The 18,492-nt window shown below is 47.2% G+C and carries 16 protein-coding genes; 7 read left to right on the plus strand and 9 right to left on the minus strand.

Annotated features, from left to right (window positions below; genetic code table 11):
* Position 1 precedes the first annotated feature (1 nt).
* Positions 2–4,543, plus strand: a complete 4,542-nt coding sequence (gene gltB / locus Q0241_RS06835) for a glutamate synthase large subunit (protein WP_299375105.1) — start codon at positions 2–4, stop codon at positions 4,541–4,543.
* A gap of 80 nt (positions 4,544–4,623) precedes the next feature.
* Here the strand turns inward: gltB and Q0241_RS06840 are convergent, their stop codons facing one another.
* Both Q0241_RS06840 and Q0241_RS06845 read right to left on the minus strand, forming a co-directional pair.
* On the minus strand, positions 4,624–4,956 hold the full coding sequence (locus Q0241_RS06840) for a hypothetical protein (protein ID WP_299375108.1): 333 nt from the start codon (positions 4,954–4,956) through the stop codon (positions 4,624–4,626).
* A 64-nt stretch (positions 4,957–5,020) separates the two neighbouring features.
* The gene (locus Q0241_RS06845; RefSeq protein WP_299375111.1) at positions 5,021–5,710 is read right to left on the minus strand and encodes a winged helix-turn-helix domain-containing protein; all 690 of its coding nucleotides are present in this window, start codon (positions 5,708–5,710) and stop codon (positions 5,021–5,023) included.
* Between the two features lie 214 nt (positions 5,711–5,924).
* On the opposite strand from Q0241_RS06845, the gene Q0241_RS06850 reads away from it, so the two are divergent.
* Entirely contained in the window at positions 5,925–6,596 is a 672-nt protein-coding gene (locus tag Q0241_RS06850; protein ID WP_299375114.1) for a glutathione S-transferase family protein, read from the plus strand.
* A 37-nt stretch (positions 6,597–6,633) separates the two neighbouring features.
* Here the strand turns inward: Q0241_RS06850 and Q0241_RS06855 are convergent, their stop codons facing one another.
* Positions 6,634–7,413, minus strand: a complete 780-nt coding sequence (locus Q0241_RS06855) for a tetratricopeptide repeat protein (RefSeq protein ID WP_299375117.1) — start codon at positions 7,411–7,413, stop codon at positions 6,634–6,636.
* Positions 7,414–7,584: 171 nt separating this feature from the next.
* Between Q0241_RS06855 and Q0241_RS06860 the strand changes: the two genes are divergently transcribed.
* Complete coding sequence (locus Q0241_RS06860; RefSeq protein WP_299375120.1) at positions 7,585–8,403, plus strand: SDR family oxidoreductase; 819 nt, start codon at positions 7,585–7,587, stop codon at positions 8,401–8,403.
* Here the strand turns inward: Q0241_RS06860 and Q0241_RS06865 are convergent.
* From Q0241_RS06865 to Q0241_RS06885, 5 genes are all read right to left on the minus strand, one after another.
* Complete coding sequence (locus tag Q0241_RS06865; protein WP_299375123.1) at positions 8,400–8,780, minus strand: cupin domain-containing protein; 381 nt, start codon at positions 8,778–8,780, stop codon at positions 8,400–8,402. The genes Q0241_RS06860 and Q0241_RS06865 overlap by 4 nt on opposite strands.
* Positions 8,781–8,842: 62 nt before the next feature.
* Positions 8,843–9,160: an AzlD domain-containing protein gene (locus Q0241_RS06870; RefSeq protein WP_299375126.1), complete on the minus strand. Its 318-nt coding sequence runs from the start codon at positions 9,158–9,160 to the stop codon at positions 8,843–8,845.
* Positions 9,160–9,972 carry an AzlC family ABC transporter permease gene (locus tag Q0241_RS06875; protein WP_299375129.1) on the minus strand — a complete coding sequence of 271 codons (813 nt, stop codon included), beginning with the start codon at positions 9,970–9,972 and terminating at the stop codon, positions 9,160–9,162. The genes Q0241_RS06870 and Q0241_RS06875 overlap by 1 nt, the downstream gene beginning before the upstream one ends.
* A 9-nt stretch (positions 9,973–9,981) precedes the next feature.
* Positions 9,982–10,944 (minus strand): bifunctional helix-turn-helix transcriptional regulator/GNAT family N-acetyltransferase, encoded by a 963-nt coding sequence (locus Q0241_RS06880; RefSeq protein WP_299375132.1) that lies wholly within the window; start codon positions 10,942–10,944, stop codon positions 9,982–9,984.
* Between the two features lie 126 nt (positions 10,945–11,070).
* Entirely contained in the window at positions 11,071–11,868 is a 798-nt protein-coding gene (locus Q0241_RS06885; RefSeq protein WP_299375135.1) for an alpha/beta hydrolase, read from the minus strand.
* A gap of 32 nt (positions 11,869–11,900) precedes the next feature.
* Here Q0241_RS06885 and Q0241_RS06890 point away from each other — a divergent pair, with 32 nt between their 5' ends.
* Entirely contained in the window at positions 11,901–13,133 is a 1,233-nt protein-coding gene (locus Q0241_RS06890) for a glycosyltransferase (RefSeq protein ID WP_299375138.1), read from the plus strand.
* A 43-nt stretch (positions 13,134–13,176) separates the two neighbouring features.
* On the opposite strand, the gene Q0241_RS06895 is transcribed toward Q0241_RS06890, so the two are convergent.
* On the minus strand, positions 13,177–14,217 hold the full coding sequence (locus tag Q0241_RS06895) for a D-cysteine desulfhydrase family protein (protein ID WP_299375141.1): 1,041 nt from the start codon (positions 14,215–14,217) through the stop codon (positions 13,177–13,179).
* A gap of 303 nt (positions 14,218–14,520) precedes the next feature.
* Here Q0241_RS06895 and thrS point away from each other — a divergent pair, with 303 nt between their 5' ends.
* The 3 genes from thrS (at position 14,521) to Q0241_RS06910 (ending at position 18,473) form a co-directional block, all read left to right on the plus strand.
* Complete coding sequence (thrS, locus tag Q0241_RS06900; protein ID WP_299375144.1) at positions 14,521–16,440, plus strand: threonine--tRNA ligase; 1,920 nt, start codon at positions 14,521–14,523, stop codon at positions 16,438–16,440.
* Between the two features lie 187 nt (positions 16,441–16,627).
* Complete coding sequence (gene infC / locus Q0241_RS06905) at positions 16,628–17,149, plus strand: translation initiation factor IF-3 (protein WP_299375147.1); 522 nt, start codon at positions 16,628–16,630, stop codon at positions 17,147–17,149.
* A 106-nt stretch (positions 17,150–17,255) separates the two neighbouring features.
* Positions 17,256–18,473, plus strand: a complete 1,218-nt coding sequence (locus Q0241_RS06910; protein WP_299375150.1) for an FAD-binding oxidoreductase — start codon at positions 17,256–17,258, stop codon at positions 18,471–18,473.
* Positions 18,474–18,492 lie beyond the last annotated feature (19 nt).

Genomic DNA, 18,492 nt, shown 5'->3' on the forward strand with positions numbered 1-18,492 from the left:
CATGGAACATAAAAAGATAACTCCGGACCCGATTTCTCAATGGGAACAAAAGGCAGCGCATTACCAGAAACATGGTCTTTATAACCCGGAAGATGAGCATTCATCCTGTGGCGTCGGCTTGGTTGCAGCTATTGATGGAAAACCACGTCGTTCTGTTGTTGAGGCAGGTATCGAGGCACTTAAAGCTGTGTGGCACCGTGGTGCTGTTGATGCTGATGGTAAGACAGGGGATGGATGTGGCATTCATGTTGAAATTCCTAAAAGTTTCTTCGAAGAACAGATCGAGCATCTGGGGCATAACCTAAAGAATGATGATCTTGCCATCGGCATGGTTTTTTTGCCACGGACAGATTTTGGATCACAAGAACGTTGTCGTGTCATTGTTGAGCGTGAGATCCTGAACTTCGGCTATTCGATTTATGGCTGGCGACAGGTTCCGGTTAATACGGCGATATGCGGTGAAAAAGCGAGCTTAAATCGTCCCGAAATCGAGCAGATCATGATCGCCAATAGCAAGGGTGTTGATGCTGAACGATTCGAAACAGATCTCTATATTATCCGGCGTCGGATCGAAGCTGCGGCTGAGCGAGATTCAATCAAAGACTTTTATATCTGTTCACTAAGCTGTCGCTCCATTATCTACAAAGGAATGGTTCTGGCTGAGAAGCTAGCTGATTTTTACCCCGATCTGTTAGACGAACGCTTTGTTTCAAGCTTTGCAATTTTCCATCAGCGTTTTTCAACGAATACTTTCCCGACATGGCATCTGGCCCAACCCTTCCGCGTGATTGCGCATAATGGTGAGATCAATACGTTGCGGGGAAATGTCAATTGGATGAAGTCACACGAGTGTCGTATCGATCACCCAAAATTTGGATCTCATGTTGAGGATTTGAAACCTGTTATCGCGCCGGGGAGTTCTGATTCTGCGGCATTGGATGCTGTGTTTGAGTTGATGATCAGGTCTGATCGTACTCTCCCGATGGCCAAGACGCTTTTGGTGCCGGAATCGTGGAGTAAAAATGACGCTGTGCCCCAGCATCACAAAGAGCTTTATGCCTATTGTAATGCAGTGATGGAGCCTTGGGATGGTCCGGCCGCGGTGTGTGGATTTTCAGGCCCGTGGGCCTTGGCGGGCACCGATCGCAATGGATTGCGTCCGATGCGGTATGCCATCACGCGTGACGGGCTGCTTTTTGCTGGGTCAGAAACCGGTATGGTTCATATTGATGTTGAGCGTGTCATTGAAAAAGGGCGGTTAGGCCCTGGACAAATGATTGCGGTTAACTTTGAAGAAGGCAAAATTTTCAAAGATAAAGAAATCAAAGACCGTCTGGCTGCACAACAGCCATATGGGGATTGGTTGAAAAATATCCTTGTGATCGACGATCTGGTTAAAAAGCACAAATATAGTAGAGAGCCTCTTTCTAAGGATGAGTTGCGCCGACGCCAGTTGGACTTTGGGCTGACCATAGAAGATATGGAACTGATCCTGCATCCAATGGTCGAAACGGCCAAAGAAGCTATGGGATCAATGGGGGATGATACGCCCTTGGCAGTTCTGTCCGATAATGTTCGACCCATGCACCATTTCTTCCGCCAAAACTTTAGCCAGGTGACCAACCCGCCGATTGACAGTTTGCGTGAAAAACAGGTCATGTCCTTGATTACCCGTATTGGTAATCTGGGTAATGTGCTTGATGAAGAAGAAGGTCAGGTTACGATACTTCAGCTTGATTCGCCCGTTCTGACGAATTCTGAATTTGTTGCGCTTTCCAAACATATGGGCCGCACGGTGGGTGAGGTTGACTGTACTTTTGAGGCGAATGGGAAACCGGGGGCGCTCCGTCATGCTTTGCGCCGTGTTCGCCGGGAAGCTGAAGAACTGGTTCGCGAAGGTTTTGAGCACGTTGTGCTGACTGATGAGGCGCAGTCTGCTGACCGGGTTTCTATCCCGATGATCCTGGCGACAGGTGCTGTTCATACGCATCTGGTCGAACATAAATTGCGGTCGTTCTGTTCTATCAATGTGCGTAGCGCTGAATGTCTGGATGTTCATTATTTCGCGGTTCTGATCGGTGTTGGTGCGACAACAGTGAACGCTTATCTAACCGAAGAAGCTATTGCTGATCGTCATCGGCGTGGTCTGTTTGGTGATCTGTCATTCGATGATTGTATGGAACGCTATACAAAAGCTGTGGATGATGGTTTGCTTAAGATTATGGGTAAGATGGGAATTTCTGTTATTTCTTCTTATCGTGGTGGCTATAACTTTGAAGCTCTTGGTTTATCGCGAACTCTGGTCGATGAATTTTTCCCCGGGATGCCAAGCCGTATTTCCGGAATTGGTATGACGGGCTTGGAAGAAAAGGCCCTCGAACTTCACGAAAAGGCATGGGAATCTGATTCCACGGCTTTGCCAATTGGTGGTTTCTATCGTTATCGAGCTGGTGGGGAAGAGCATGCATGGGAAGGTCAGTTAATCCATACCATGCAAACGGCAGTTACCAAGGGGTCCTATTCTCTCTTTAAGAAATACACCAAAGGCTTGGAGAGCCGCCCACCAATTAATTTGAGAGATCTTCTGGATTTCAAGCGGGCGACAGATGGTGGTCTTGATGTTGAAGATACGGAATCAATTACATCGCTGCGAAAGCGCTTTATCACGCCAGCGATGTCGCTTGGGGCGCTGAGCCCGGAAGCACATGGAACGCTTAATATTGCTATGAACCGGATCGGTGCAAAGTCTGATTCTGGCGAAGGTGGTGAGGTACCTGAACGGTATGTGCCGCATCCTAACGGTGACAATGAAAATTCTGCCATTAAGCAGGTAGCATCCGGCCGCTTCGGTGTTACGGCAGAATATTTGAACAAATGCCGTGAGATCGAAATCAAAGTTGCCCAAGGGGCGAAGCCGGGTGAAGGTGGACAGCTACCGGGCTTTAAGGTGACAAAGCTGATTGCCCGTTTGCGTCATTCCACACCGGGGGTGACACTGATTTCACCGCCGCCGCATCACGATATCTATTCTATCGAAGATCTGGCGCAACTTATTTATGATCTGAAACAAATCAATCCAAAGGCCAAAGTTTGTGTGAAGCTTGTTGCACGTTCCGGTATCGGTACGGTTGCTGCGGGTGTGGCCAAAGCCAAGGCAGATATTATTCTAATTTCGGGGAATGTTGGTGGAACGGGGGCATCGCCGCAAACGTCAGTAAAGTTCGCCGGTGTACCATGGGAAATTGGTTTGAGTGAGGTTCAGCAGGTTCTTACCCTTAATGGCTTGCGGAACAATGTGACACTTCGGACAGATGGTGGTTTGAAAACCGGACGAGATATCGTTATCGCGGCTCTCTTGGGTGCAGAAGAATACGGCGTTGGGACCGCGTCACTGGTTGCCATGGGCTGTATTATGGTGCGTCAGTGCCACTCGAATACCTGCCCTGTGGGGGTTTGTACGCAGGATGATGATCTGCGGGCGAAATTTGATGGCACACCAGAAAAGGTTGTGAACCTCTTTAGCTTCATCGCAGAAGAAGTACGCGAAATTCTTGCCTCTCTCGGGTATAAAACGCTGAATGAAATCATTGGTCGAACTGATCTGTTGAAACAGGTTAGTCGTGGCGCGCCACACCTTGATGATTTGGATCTTAATCCGTTACTTGCTTTGGCTGATAGCGGAACCTCAAAGCGATATTGTACGCTGGAAGAGCGTAACCCGGTTCCAGATACACTTGATGCGCAGATTATCAAAGATGCAAACCCCTTCTTCGAAGTCGGGGAAAAGATGCAACTGCAATACAACGTACGTAATACGCACCGTGCTGTTGGAACGCGTCTGGCATCAAAAATTACAACGCGCTTTGGTATGAAAGAACTGCAGCCGGGGCATATTACGGTTCGGTTACGTGGTTCTGCCGGGCAGTCGTTGGGTGCTTTTGCCGTTCAAGGCATGAAGCTGGAAGTCTTTGGTGATGCTAATGATTACGTCGGTAAGGGGCTTTCCGGTGGCGAGATCGTCGTTCGGCCTTTGGCTTCGAGTAAGCTGGCGACCCAGCACAATACAATTATCGGGAATACGGTTCTCTATGGGGCAACAGCGGGTAAGTTGTTTGCTGCTGGTCAAGCTGGTGAACGTTTTGCGGTTAGAAATTCTGGGGCCCAAGTTGTGGTCGAAGGCTGTGGCTCAAACGGTTGTGAGTATATGACGGGTGGAACGGCTGTTATTCTTGGTGACGTGGGCATGAACTTTGCTGCTGGGATGTCAGGTGGTATGGCTTTTGTTTATGATCCTAGCCGTATCCTGCCGAGCCGTATCAATGACGAGAGTGTTATCTACCAACAGGTTGAAACCGAGTATTGGGAACAAGTATTGCTGGATTTGGTAAAAGAGCATCATACTGAAACTCAATCGACCTATACTGGGCGTCTTTTAAATGATTGGGCGCATATCAAGGGCGATTTTTGGCAGGTTGTTCCAAAAGAAATGCTTTCCCTGCTCGAACATCCAGTTACTGGACCGGGGGAACTTAAAACCGCTTAAGTTTTATCGGGTATTGTACCTATCAAGGGGCTGTATTTCTACAGCCCCTTGTTTCTTTAGTGATTATAAGGTTGCTTATTCTAAGTGAAATAATTTTCCAGCAATGATACCAGCGTGTCTGGTAAGTCGTTTGCCCGGCAAGATTTCAAAGCGTGAGAAGTATCCGCGTCATAAAAACCCTGCATATCATCGAAACGAAGCTTTCCTTCTTTAAACTCTCTTGTTTGGAACTTGCTGTCTTCGGACATGGCGACGAAAGTAAGTTTTTGGATGGAATGATCTTTATTGATGAGAAGCCAATGGAAAAGATCTGATTTTTCTGTGGTTTCCGGAAGATCCAATCGCTTGATTTCAATAACTCTTATGTCATCATTTGAGAAGTGAATGAGAGTTTTAAAAGAAGGTCTGTTCAAGGAAATATTGTCCTCTATTCCTGATTTAAGTCTGGAGGCTTAGATATTGTTGATCAGGCTATGTCTAGTTTGATAGTGGTGGGAATTGTTCATAAAAAGCTGCTTCACCTTGATGCGAAAATTTAACAACCCTCACGTCCTCAAGACGTTTTGCCCAACCCTTTTCATAGATATGGTCCAGTAAGGCAGTGCCAAGTGATCCCGCGAGATGGCTTCTGCGGGCACTCCAGTCCAAGCAGGATTTACATAGAGGACGTTTGGCTTTCTGCAATGGATCAAGATCTATTCCCAGACCCTTGATAAAATCACGACCTGAATCTGTAATTTCAATCTCATCCTGACGCTCGAAAAGGAATCCTCTGCCAAGCAGGCTGTCGAACATATGAACGCCAAACTCTCCGGCAAGATGATTGTAACACACTCTTGCTTTCCTCATTTCGGGGGCCTTTGGACCTGTCCGTGTCCGGATGTGTCCTTTTTTTGCGGCGAGTCCCATCATGGTTTCAAGTAAGGTGGCAACGTCTTCGTCTGCAAGATTGAAATAACGATGACGTCCTTGTTTTCGTTGACGTATCAGGCCACCAGATTCAAGTTTTTTGAGGTGGGCGCTGGTTGTCTGTAAGGTAATACCAGCTTCATTTGCAAGCTCGCTCGCTGTGAGTGCCTTACCGCTGATTAAGGCAGAGAGCATGTTTGCGCGTGCAGGGTCCCCAATAAGGGAGCCTATAAGGGTGATATCGGGTCCTTCTTTCATGCTTCGATGTTAGGCGAACTATGATTTTTAGTAAAGGCAGCCCTTTAGATTTATTTTCATATTGCGCGTCATTTTTTTGACAAAATTTAGGAGGATTTATAATTCTTCATTTAAAAACAAAGCGTTTTGTTCGTTATTTATTTTGAGCCGAATCTTTCATTTAAACATGTTTTACGTGGTTTTCTCGTTCGCTCAGTAGGGTTATAGTCCAAAAATGAGAAAGCTTCATCACCTTCCACTCGATTCTGGTTGCCGCAAAATTCGCATGTTGTTGCGAGAGAAAAAGCTCGAATTCGAATTGCATGCTGAAAAAGTCTGGGAACGCCGCGAAGCGTTTCTAACACTTAATCCAGCGGGCGAAGTACCTGTGCTTGTTGAAGATGATGGAACGAGCATAACAGGCGGTGCGCAGGTCATTTCTGAGTATCTGGAAGAAGCTTATCCGGACCAGAGCCTTTTGGGAGACAATCCGTTATGTCGTGCCGAAGTTAGACGGTTGATTTCATGGTTTGATGACAAATTCCGGCGTGAAGTCACTGCAAACCTTGTCGAAGAGAAAATGTTAAAGCGTTTTCTCGGGCTGGGGGAGCCAAATTCCCAGGCCATACGGGCCGGGCATGCGAATATTCATTATCATCTGGAATACATCAGTTGGCTGACAGATCGCAGGACATGGTTGGCCGGGGATGACTTCTCTCTGGCTGATATAACGGCTGCATCTCACATCTCATCCCTTGATTATATCGGGGATGTTCCTTGGAAAGAGCATCAGGGGGCCAAAGACTGGTATGCGCGTGTTAAATCCCGCCCTTGTATGCGCGGGGTTCTAACGGATTTGATACCGGGTGTGCCGCCGCCCAAACACTACGCAGATCTGGACTTCTAGGCTGATTTCTAATCTGATTTTTGGGCTGCCGGAATAGTTACTCTACAGTTACATCCAGTTTTTCTAGATTTAACTGTGCAGCATCCGCAGCAGGAGTCCCCAAAGCAATATTGACGATCCTGAGCCAATCTTCCCGCGCGCCGTTATTATCACCAGCCAAGCGCTTTAATATTCCACGCTCAAGCAGGGCCTCTAGATTATCAGGCTCTAGGTCCAGTGCGAGGGTAATATCTTTTAAGGCTTCTGCGTCATTCCCTAGGAACCTTTTTGCTGTACCGCGCAGGGCAAGTATATCTGCCCTTTCTGGTTCCAGGCTGTGGGCAACTTCCAAATCAATCAAGGCTTCGTCAAATCGGCCAAGTTCGGCGAGAATTTCGGCTCGGTCGATATAGTATTCTGTGCCATCGGGAAAAAGGGTGATTGCTGTACTTTGTACGGCAAAGGCGCGGTCCAGATCGCCATGGTCATACCAAGCGCGTCCGGCCTGATGAAGTAGTTGCGAGCGAAGTTCGACATTATCTGTTTTCATGTCGTTCGCCAGCTTTTCCAGCCGTGTTGCTGCGGCATCGTATATTTTAAGCGCGTATAGGGCCTGTGTCGCACAATGTTCAGCCGGGAATCCGCCGCCTTGGGATGCCCAGGAAAGGGCGGATTCAAACGCTGCGTCCGGGCGACGTTCAACCAATTTTATACAGGCGATATATTGTTCTTCGTGATTGATAGGTTCTTTACGCCCTGCAGCTTCACTCGAAAAGGTAAAGCCAATAGCAATGGGCAGCATAAAAAGAGACGCGAAGAGTTTGTTTTTTTGTGTCATAGGCGCATTTGGACCATAAATTTATTACTTTGCAAGCTTTGCTTTTCAGTTTGTAACGGGACCCTATATAAGAAATTAGGCAATTTCGAGATCGAGGAACGTATGTCGCATTATTCTAAACATTTGTTTTGTTTTGGCTTGGGTTTTTCTGCCCTCGTTTTTGCGAGAAGAATGAAAGCCCTCGGTTGGAAGGTGTCGGGCACAATTCGTCCTGATTCTGATAAAGATCTTGGAAAGAGGAAAATATTAGAGAAAGAAGGTATTAACGTTCACAACTTTGAGCGTTCTTTGCCGCTGGCGGATGTATCGGCCGTGTTGGGTGATGTAACTCATATTCTTTCGTCCATTCCGCCAGGCAAGGAAGGGGACTGTGTCCTGCAGTTACATGCTGCGGAAATTGCTCAGTGCAAAAATCTCGAATGGGCTGGATACCTCTCGACGACAGGGGTCTATGGTAATCGCGATGGTGGTGTTGTTTTTGAAGATGACCTGCTGGCCCCGTCAAGTCCGCGAAGCGAGCAACGTGCTGAGGCTGAAAAGCAATGGCTGGCACTTGTTGAAACACACGATATCTCTGTGCATATCTTTAGACTGGCGGGTATTTATGGTCCGGGGCGTAGCCCCTTGGATTCACTAAAGTCGGGTAAAGTGAAGCAGCGGATAGATAAACCCGGACATATTTTTAGCCGTATTCACGTTGAAGATATCGCAACCGTTCTTGAAGCATCTGTTCATAAACCGCGGGCTGGGCGTATTTATAATGTGTGTGACAACGCACCGGAAGAGCCATCTAAAGTTACGACCTATGCCTGTGAGTTACTTGGAATTTCCCCACCGCCTCTTGTCGCTTTTGATCAGGCAGAAATGAGCCCCATGGCACGTACCTTTTGGCTGGATAATAAGCGGGTGGATAATCGCCGAATTATAACCGAGCTTGGTGTGAAACTCGCTTATCCCGACTACCAATCCGGGTTGAAAAGCCTGCTTTAGACCTCGGCTTGCATTTGTTCTTCTAGGCTACGTGATCTGCCGGTAACGACATTTCCTGTATGTGCAGTAGCGACAGGTTCAACCAACATGATCCAGCACTCTTCTTTGGCAACGGGGTTGTGCATAACGCCTTTGGGAACAACGTGCATATCACCTTCGTTAAGCTCAATGGTTTTATCTTCATACTGCATGAGCAGGTTGCCCTTGATAATGTAGAATAGCTCGTCTTCGTTATCGTGTTTGTGCCAGACAAATTCATTTTTGATTTTGGCTATTTTTACGAACTGATCATTGACTTGGGCGAGCACTTTTGGCGACCAGTGATCAATGATCTGGTTTAATGCGTTGGGCAAATTCACAACGTTTCTATCAGGCATTTTATATAAATTTCTCTTGTTTATTAGGGCTTGATTTCAAAAATATTGTTGAATGGTTTTTGTCACAAAAGCCACTTGAAAAGACCGAAAGCGATCATACCAATTACAATGGTCGTCAGCAGATCTTTACGGATCAAACCGACGATCACGGCAACGCAGGCTGCGAGTAGGGACGCATTCTGTAGATTGAATTCGATGCTGTTACCATTTGGCATTAAAACAGCAGGGACAATGATGGCTGTCAAAACGGCTGGGGGAACAAAATCCAGTGCGATTTTGGCCCAGCCCGGAAAGGTAAAATGACCCGCAGAGGCAAGAAGGACATAACGAATGCTAAAGGTTACAACGGCCATGCCCGCGATCATGAGTGCTTCGTTCATTATTTTTTCTTCCTGCTTATGAGGTGATAAGACAGACCAACGGCCAATGCGCTGAGGGCTGAGACCATTAAACCAAGTTTGTGTGGCATATCGGCGGTCCCTAGGGACATGGCCCCTGCAACGAGAACACAGGCCAGCATAGGACGGGTAGTTAGGTACGGTAAAACCATACCTATAAAGGTTGCGGCCATGGCAAAGTCCAGACCCCAGTTGCCGATATCCGGAAAGAGTTCTCCGAGTGTAATGCCAATGATGGTACAGAGTATCCAGTTGCCATACATCGCGCTGAATGATCCAAGGTAGAACCACTGGACATATTTTTTACGCCATTCATCATCTGATTTACGGATTTTGTCGGCAATGGTGGCAAAGCTCTCGTCGGTTAGGCCAAAAGCAATCAACGCACGCCATGGGCCGGACAGGTGTTTGACATCGTCAACAAGCGCTGCTGAATAAAGCAAGTGGCGCAGATTAACGATAAAGGTTGTTGCTATGATCATGAGCGGTCCGGTTCCGGCCGCAAGTAATCCCAAGGCGATGAATTGGGAAGAGCCTGCAAAAACAAAAATGGACATGGCGATTGCGCCAAGAGGTGACAGGCCGCTTTGTTCTGCAAGCGTGCCAAATATAATGCCAAATGGAATGGCGCCAACAATCATGGGAATGGTTGCACGAGAGCCCGCGAAGATTTCTCTGATAATTTCTTTTCGGAATAGCTTTGGATCGTGATCTGTTATGGCATCCCCTGCGCCGATGGGCTTTGTGCTCATCGGTATTGTTGCGCAGTTATCTGGCGTGGGTACGTTACTCATTATTCTTACTCATAATGTTACGGTCATGTAGATGTTTGCGCGTCTATAATCGGATTTCCCTTTGGGGTGCGGTCCTTCGCAAAAGCCTAGCTTACGATAGAGTTTTTGTGCGTTAACTAACTTGCGATTACTTTCCAGAAACACTTGTTTAGCCCCTAGACGACGTGCTTCGTTTAAAGCTGCGACCACGAGACGACGCCCTATGCCTCTGGATTGGGCGGCAGGGGTAACACCTACTTTGGAAATTTCGTAGAGATCATCGGTAACGCGGGCGAGGGCACAGGTCCCTACGGGAGCTCCACCACAAAGTCCGAAGAAAATTGTGCCGCCGCGGGAAAGGTAATAGCCGCCGGGATTATCCAGAGACTCTTTATCCCATTCTTCTTGAAGATTTAGAAAGTAATAATCCAGCCATTCTTTATTCAGTTCTTTGAACGAGGTGGCGTATTTCGAATCCCAATTGATGATTTCTATATCGCCAGAAAGATACGGGTCCGCCAAATTGTTGAGGACCTTCTGACTAAGTGGAGCTTCATCATTCAGCTTTTCGAGACTACGAAGTTGGTTGAGTAAGTCGCCGGGTTCTGTTTCTGTTAACATGCTATCAAGAGAACGCTCTATCTCATCCCAGATAGGAATGAGCTTTGGTAGGGCATGTTTTGCTTGATCAGCCAAGGTCAAGAGCTGAGTGCGTTCGTCTTTCGGAGACGGCTTTTTTTCAACCCATCCTTCTTCAACCATCTTTCTCGCCATTTTACTAACAGCAGGGTGACTGACACCTGTGGCGGTAGCACAATCAGACACTGAAACAGCCCCTTCTTTGTATAGAAGGTAAAAGAGCGGGAAATAACCAGCCTGAATGGTCAAGCCAGTTTTCTCGTAGATAATATTGACCTCATTAAAAAGCGTGTCGCTCAGGCGTTTGAGGCGACTGGCAAGTGTGAGGCTGCCGAGGGAGGCGAGAAAGTTCATGTTAAACCTATTACGTAACTGGTTACATAATATTTTATCAAATAGATATCTCTTGGAAAAGAAAAAAAGCAGCCAAGATAAAATCGGCTGCTTTGGAAGGTTATGAAAAAGAAGTCAGAATTTAGCTTAGCGACTGATCTCTTTAATAATTTTCTTAAGGCGCTGTAGATCCTGTGGTTCAGAGAGGCGATGGTCACCACGTTTTACTAGCACGACCTCCATATCCTCAGTTTCAAGCGACTCGACAATTCTGGGCACGATGTCCCAGGGAACGTCGACGTCTCTCATTCCTTGGATCAGACGTACGGGGCAAGTGATCGGCTGTTTCTTGTCCAGCAAAAGATGCTGTCGACCTTCTTCGATGAGCTTTAGAGTTATGGCATAGGGTTCATCGCCATATTCACTTGGTTCGTAATAAACGCCCTCACTCAAAAGCGTATCTTTGATCTCTTTTGAAAAGGTATTCCACATAAGATCCTGTGTGAAGTCAGGGGCCGCTGCGATACCAACAAGACCTTTGGTCCGATCTGGTCGTTTCAGAGCTGCGTTAAGCATGATCCAGCCCCCCATGGACGACCCGACCAGTATCTGTGGTCCGGTTGTCAGTTCATCGATAACGGCGATGGCATCTTCGGTCCATTGTCCGATTGTTCCATCTGTGAACTTGCCAGAAGACTGCCCATGCCCCATATAGTCAAAACGGACAAAATTTTGCTTACTGGATTTCGCAAACTCTTCCAGTGCAGTAGCTTTCGAACCTGTCATGTCAGACATATAGCCACCAAGAAAGACGATTCCCGGTAAATCATTATCGCCTTCTGTCTTTATATAGGCTATATGCTGCCCATTCGGGCGTTCGAGAAACTCTGGAACTTGTGCTGTGAACTCTGTATCACTATTGGACGCTGTATCTTTATTGGACATGAATTAAATAGGACTCCTTGTAGTACCGACATATGACGGATGGTTCTCACCTTAACACTTTGATATCTGAAGCCGCTACCCCAGAGCTTCCTTCTCTTGTGAAATCTGATGGTACGCCAATGACGGTGCTTCAGGTTGTTCCCGCTATGGATTCTGGCGGTGTCGAACGCGGTACGCTGGATATGGCAAAAGCCATCATCGAAGCCGGCGGGAAAGCAATCGTTGCTTCCAGAGGCGGGCAGTTGGTTGCGCGTCTGAAGATTGCCGGGGCAGAACATGTTGAGCTTCCCGTGCATTCCAAGAATCCTTGGACTATGTGGCGCAATACAGGCCGTCTTGCACGCCTGATCAAAGACAGAGGCGTTGATTTGGTCCACGCTCGGTCTCGGGCACCTGCTCGCCCGGCGCATAGGGCAGCCCGTAAAACCGGGGTGCCGTTTGTGACGACAGTTCACGCGCCATACAATATCAACAATGGACTAAAACGGTATTACAATTCAATTATGACCAAGGGGGATGTCGTTATCTCCATATCTGAATTTGTTGCGGACTATATCCGCAAGAACTATCAGGTCGATGAAAACAAAATCCGCATCGTACACAGGGGCATGGATACGGATAGCTTCTCTCCGCATGCTGTTAGTGCCGAGCGTGTTATCCAATTGTCAACGCAGTGGCGTCTCCCTGATGGTGTTCCACTTATTATGCTGCCCGGTCGATTAACACGCTGGAAAGGACAAAAAGTTCTTCTCGAAGCGCTCACGCACCTTCGTGATATTGATTTATGTTGTGCGCTGGTTGGGTCTGATCAGGGACGTACAGCCTATCGGGATGAGCTTGAAAAGATGATTATGGATAATGATCTTCTAAGCCGTGCCTTTATCATGGACGACTGTAATGATATGCCCTCGGCCTATATGTTGTCAGATGTTGTCGTTTCTGCATCTACGGACCCCGAAGGTTTTGGTCGGGTTGTTTCTGAAGGGCAAGCCATGGGGCGTCCGGTTGTGGCAAGTGACCACGGTGGTGCAAAGGAACAACTGGTCCCGAATGAAACAGGTTTTCTGTTTGAGAACGAGGATGCAGAAAGCTGTGCGCGGGCCATTCGCCGCGCCCTGAGCTTAAATGCACGCGAACGGGAAATTCTTTCGCTCAAAGGACAAGAACGGGTTCAGAAGTTATTCTCGAAAAAACTGATGTGTGCCAAGACTGTAGGTATCTATCGTGAGTTGATTTCTGAAAAGGCAATTACAGCACAAAGCTAATAATTTTAGGTTAGAAAACGTCTCTATTTTTTTCAGAGGTATTCTAAGAAAAGCTTTCTATTGCATTTTGATACGCGAAAATTGCCGGGTTTCCACCCGTGTGAATAAAGAGAACCTTTGCCCCTTGGGGAATTGCATCCGTACGGACCTTATCTATCAATCCTGCCATTGTTCTGGCTGTATAGACGGGATCGAGAAGTATGGCTTCTAGCTGTGCCGTTTTTTCTATGGCTTCTTTGACCGGTTGGTTCATTTTACCATACCCCGGTGACAGTGTTTTATCTGATATTATGATATCTTGATCGGTAATTATACCGGGCCGGGATATCATGTGTGCCAGTTCGTTTGATCTTTGCCTGATGCGATCCGTTTGGCTCTTCTGATCGCGTCGGACGCAGATGCCGATGATGGGAACATCCCAACCGATGGCGCGTGCACCAACAAGAAAACCCGCATGTGTTAGGCCGCTTCCAGAAGGGACAACAATATAATCGGGCTTGTTACCTAATTCTATGACTTGCGCATAGGTTTCTGCCGCTGCCCTGATATAGCCAAGGCCACCATAGGGTGGTGATCCTAATCCGAGATGAATCACATAAGGACGTCTGCCTTGAGATTTGAGTTGTTCAGCGCGATCATCGAGTGCTCTGTCCGCGCCGGCTTCGTCTTCTCCCTCGGGAAAATAGCTGATTTCTGCACCCAACAAGTTGTTTAAAAAGATATTACCGGATTTCCGGTACAGTTGATCATCACTTGGAACGCGTTCTTCGAGTTGAACATGTGCTTGCCAGCCAAGTTTAGCTGCTGCGGCTGCGGTTAACCGGACAAAGTTTGACTGTAATGCGCCAGTAATCAGAACCGTATCAGCGTTCTTCTCAACGCCGGGGCCAAGGTAATATTCCAGCTGTCGGACCTTGTTGCCGCCAAAGGCCAGACCATTGCAATCATCTCTCTTAACCCAGAGTTCAATACCGAGATCTTGGCCAAGTCTTGTCAGCCGATCAATGGGTGTTGGTTCATGACCAAGAATGACGCGACGATGCTGTTGGAGTTCTGGTATCAGATCTTCAGGTTTCCTGTTCATGTGCATGATCATTATTCCGAATGTGATTGGCCGGGTGTGGAATGAATAGACGCGAATTTATTCTCATTATTTGAACATTAATTGTGGTTGCTGGAAAGGTTCTCGAGTTTTTCTGATTGATCATTTATTCCTCAGAATATCTCTGATGAGAGGTTTGAAAAACGGAATAGAGGGATTCTTTCCATTAAAAGCGCGGAATCCTTGGCGGTGTGCTTGACAGACCATGGAATCCTTTTACATTGCTGGAACTCTACAAGAGTCAATTTTCCTAGATGATAGAACAGTAACTGAGAACGATTTCCGATGGTCACAATTACATTGCCTGATGAAAGTCAGCGCAAATTTGATGGTCCTGTAACAGGGCATGAGGTAGCAGAATCTATTGGTCCACGTTTGGCCAAAGATGCTTTAGCTGTGGTGGTAGATGGTGAGTTGAGAGATACGACCTATCCAATCACGACGGACGCGACCTTGGAAATTGTGACCCGCAAGCACCCGCTGGCGCTCGATTTGCTGCGCCATGACTGTGCGCATGTGATGGCGGAAGCTGTTCAGGAGCTTTTCCCCGGTACGCAGGTGACCTTTGGTCCGTCGACGGATGTTGGTTTCTATTACGATTTTGCACGTGATGAGCCATTTTCGACGAACGATTTGGAGAAAATCGAAGCAAAGATGCACGAGATTATCTCGCGTGATGAAGTCTTCGTTCGTGAAGTTTGGGATCGTGAAAAAGCGAAAGAACATTTTGCGTCCAAGGGCGAAAAATACAAAGCCGAGCATGTTGATAATATTCCGGGCGATGAAGATCTAACGATCTACCGTCAGGGGGATTGGCTTGATCTCTGCCGTGGACCGCACGCGCCATCTACAGGAAAGATTGGCAAAGGGTTTAAGTTGATGAAAGTCTCTGGCGCCTATTGGCGTGGGGATAAAGACAATGATCAGCTACAGCGTATTTATGGCACATGCTGGTCAGATGAAAAGCAGCTGAAAAAATATCTGCAGATGCTTGAAGAAGCGGAAAAACGTGATCACCGTCGCCTTGGAAAAGAACTGGGTCTTTTCCACATGCAGGAAGAAGCAACTGGTTCTGTTTTTTGGCATCCGAAAGGCTGGGCGCTGTATCGTTCACTCGAAGAGTATATGCGTAAACGCTTAGAAGATGGCGGTTACCAAGAAGTGAAAACGCCACAGCTGATTGACCGCGCGCTTTGGGAAGCTTCTGGTCACTGGGAAAAATTCCGCGAAGACATGTTTGTGGCAACATCAGAAGATGACCGTACACTCGCGGTCAAACCGATGAACTGTCCGGGGCATGTACAGATTTTCAAACAGGGCCAGACCAGTTACCGTGACTTGCCTTTGCGCATGGCAGAATTTGGTGCCTGTCACCGTAATGAGCCTTCTGGTGCACTACATGGCTTGATGCGTGTGCGTGCCTTTACGCAGGATGATGCGCATATTTTCTGTACTGAAGATCAGATCAACAGTGAAACTGTTATCTTCTGTGATCTTTTGAAAACGGTTTATAAAGATCTGGGCTTTGATGAAATTGTTGTGAAGTTCTCTGATCGTCCGGAACGACGTGCGGGAACAGATGAATCCTGGGATAAAGCCGAAGGTGCGCTGAGAGAAGCTGTTGAAGAAGCCGGACTTGAATACACAATGAACCCCGGTGAAGGTGCCTTCTATGGTCCTAAGCTTGAGTTCGTGCTCAAGGATGCTATTGGCCGTGACTGGCAGTGTGGAACTCTTCAAGTGGATGTCGTTTTACCAGAACGTCTGGATGCGTCCTACATCGGTGAAGATGACAAGCGTCATCGTCCTGTGATGCTGCACCGTGCCATCTTGGGGTCTTTTGAGCGTTTCCTCGCTATTCTTATTGAGCAGCACGCGGGTAAGTTCCCATTGTGGATGTCTCCACAACAGGTCGTTGTGGCGTCAATCACATCTGATGCCAATGATTATGCTGAAGAAGTTCGTGACAAGCTGAAAGCTGCGGGACTCCGGGTGAAAGCTGATTTGCGTAATGAGAAAATTAACTATAAAATCCGCGAACACAGCCTAAGCAAAACACCTGTGATTGCGGTGGTTGGCCGTCGGGAAGCAGAGGAAGGGAAAGTTGCTCTGCGTCGTCTCGGTGGTAAGAACCAAGAAATTATGTCTTTGGAAGAAGCACTTAGCTCTTTGACTGAAGAATCAAAGTCGCCTGCTGAGAAGTAGGCGATTAAAAAATAACTTTGTGGTTGCCGACTGGCATAAGATATTGGCATTATGCGCCCATTGTTTTTATAGGCGTAAACGCAATATAAACGGTTGGTATTTTAGAGTAACAGCCTATTGCAGACTATGAAGTTTGTAATTTTGGGATAACGGAAAAAACGGGAGCACGACAATAGCACGCGCACCAATGACGACACCCCCGCGCATCGACGGTCCGCGGGTAAACGAACGAATTACTATCAACACTGTACGTCTTGTTGACGCAGACGGCGAACAGGTTGGCGTAGTACCTACACGTGATGCAATGAAACGTGCATTTGATGAAGGTCTTGACCTTGTTGAGATTTCTCCAAATGCGGAGCCTCCTGTTTGCAAGATCATGGACTACGGCAGATTTCGTTTTGAATCGCAGAAAAAGAAAAACGAAGCTCGTAAAAAGCAAAAAATTATCGAGCTTAAAGAACTTAAGGTTCGTCCAAACATTGACACGCATGACTATGACGTGAAGATGCGGGCTGCACACAAGTTCATTTCTGCAGGTGACAAGGTGAAAGTGACTATGCGCTTTCGCGGACGTGAAATCACGCACCAAGAAGTCGGTCTGGAAGTTCTTAAGCGTATCGAGACAGATTTGGTCGAAGTCGCTAAGATGGAGCTAAGGCCGAAAATGGAAGGCCGCCAGATGATTATGATCTTGGCGCCAAAATAAGCCTGAGAATATTTAAGGTTAATAGCCTTTTTGAAAAGCCGCTCTTGAACAGAGCGGCTTTTTTGTTGCCTATTTATTATTGTTTTTGCCTATAGAAGGTATCGTTATGGAAAAAGTATCAACCGTTATTATTGGCGGCGGTATTTTGGGGTGTTCTATTGCGTATCACCTTGCAAAACGTGGCGTTGAAGATATTTTGCTCCTCGAGCGGCAGGATTTAGCTTCAGCTTCATCGTCTCTTGCAGCGGGGTTGATGTTTCAGATTTCTTCAAAGCCCGCTGTTGATTGTCTTAGTCGCCGGACTTTTACGGTTCTTTCCGAACTTGAAAATATCACGGATGAGCTGCTTGATTTCAAAGCGGTTGGAACACTAAGAATAGCAGAAACTTCTGAGAGTAAAGCCAGTTTAGAGCAACTATGTGATCGTGCTAAGAACGAAGGCATTGCCGCTAAACGGGTAAATGCTGAATGGAGATCCAAGCATCTACCTTGGCTTCAGGTTAAAAGCGATGCCCTTACTGTTCATTTCAGTGAAGAGGGGTATATAGATCCTTATCGTTTGACACATGCTTATGCTAAATCGGCCAGAGTTTATGGGGCAAAAATTCGAACTGGTATTAATGTTGCCGGTATTAGGGTAAATAATGGTGCTGTCATTGGTGTCGAGACTGATCAGGGATTTATTTCCTGTGAAAATGTGGTTGTCTCGGCCGGTTCCTGGTCGAATAATTTAACGCGTCCACTGGATATCGCTTTACCCATGATCCCGACCAGAAGCCATTTTTGGATAACAGCCTCTGAAAACTATTTCAGTGATGAGCAGCCTATGATGGTTCATGCTGATGCGGGGGCTTATACGAGGCCAGAGGTCGGCGGTTTGTTGTTAGGTGTTCAAGAACAGTACTCTCGTACGTTTGATTATAGGGGGTTACCCAAGGACATTACCTCTTTCGCCGTCACAGAAGAAGGTGGAGAATGGGACGCTTTGGTCGAGGCGGAACAAAGAGTGTCTGGCTTTTTTCCAAAGCTTGAAGAAGCGCGTTTCGAAAGTTACATGGCAGGACTTTCTGCCTATACCCCGGATGGTCATTTCCTTCTGGGTGAAGCTCAAGCGGTTAATGGTGTTTTTGTTGCCGCAGGTTGTTGTGGGTCAGGAGTAATGGCTTCTGGTGGTATTGGGGATGCTTTGGCAGAACTGATTACGGGAAGCAGGGCGTCTTATGATTTGAGCTCTTTTGATCTCACCCGATTTGGACAGGTAGATCCCAGCTCGCAAGATTTTCAGCTTCTCTGCGCAAAGGCGCGGGCAAGAAAGGCGAAATAAAATAGGCAAAAAGAGCCGA

Origin of the sequence: uncultured Kiloniella sp. (assembly GCF_937128705.1) — a bacterium.
In the GTDB taxonomy this organism is placed as follows: domain Bacteria; phylum Pseudomonadota; class Alphaproteobacteria; order Kiloniellales; family Kiloniellaceae; genus Kiloniella.

Bases quoted from the DNA above. Each gene is read 5' to 3' on its own strand.
- infC (WP_299375147.1), top strand. From the start codon at position 16,628: ATGACGACACCCCCGCGCATCGACGGTCCGCGGGTAAACGAACGAATT.
- Q0241_RS06895 (WP_299375141.1), bottom strand. From the start codon at position 14,217: ATGAACAGGAAACCTGAAGATCTGATACCAGAACTCCAACAGCATCGT.
- Q0241_RS06855 (WP_299375117.1), bottom strand. From the start codon at position 7,413: ATGACACAAAAAAACAAACTCTTCGCGTCTCTTTTTATGCTGCCCATT.
- Q0241_RS06875 (WP_299375129.1), bottom strand. From the start codon at position 9,972: ATGAGTAACGTACCCACGCCAGATAACTGCGCAACAATACCGATGAGC.
- Q0241_RS06885 (WP_299375135.1), bottom strand. From the start codon at position 11,868: ATGTCCAATAAAGATACAGCGTCCAATAGTGATACAGAGTTCACAGCA.
- Q0241_RS06845 (WP_299375111.1), bottom strand. From the start codon at position 5,710: ATGAAAGAAGGACCCGATATCACCCTTATAGGCTCCCTTATTGGGGAC.
- Q0241_RS06870 (WP_299375126.1), bottom strand. From the start codon at position 9,160: ATGAACGAAGCACTCATGATCGCGGGCATGGCCGTTGTAACCTTTAGC.
- thrS (WP_299375144.1), top strand. From the start codon at position 14,521: ATGGTCACAATTACATTGCCTGATGAAAGTCAGCGCAAATTTGATGGT.
- gltB (WP_299375105.1), top strand. From the start codon at position 2: ATGGAACATAAAAAGATAACTCCGGACCCGATTTCTCAATGGGAACAA.
- Q0241_RS06910 (WP_299375150.1), top strand. From the start codon at position 17,256: ATGGAAAAAGTATCAACCGTTATTATTGGCGGCGGTATTTTGGGGTGT.
- Q0241_RS06850 (WP_299375114.1), top strand. From the start codon at position 5,925: ATGAGAAAGCTTCATCACCTTCCACTCGATTCTGGTTGCCGCAAAATT.
- Q0241_RS06890 (WP_299375138.1), top strand. From the start codon at position 11,901: ATGACGGATGGTTCTCACCTTAACACTTTGATATCTGAAGCCGCTACC.
- Q0241_RS06865 (WP_299375123.1), bottom strand. From the start codon at position 8,780: ATGCCTGATAGAAACGTTGTGAATTTGCCCAACGCATTAAACCAGATC.
- Q0241_RS06880 (WP_299375132.1), bottom strand. From the start codon at position 10,944: ATGAACTTTCTCGCCTCCCTCGGCAGCCTCACACTTGCCAGTCGCCTC.
- Q0241_RS06860 (WP_299375120.1), top strand. From the start codon at position 7,585: ATGAAAGCCCTCGGTTGGAAGGTGTCGGGCACAATTCGTCCTGATTCT.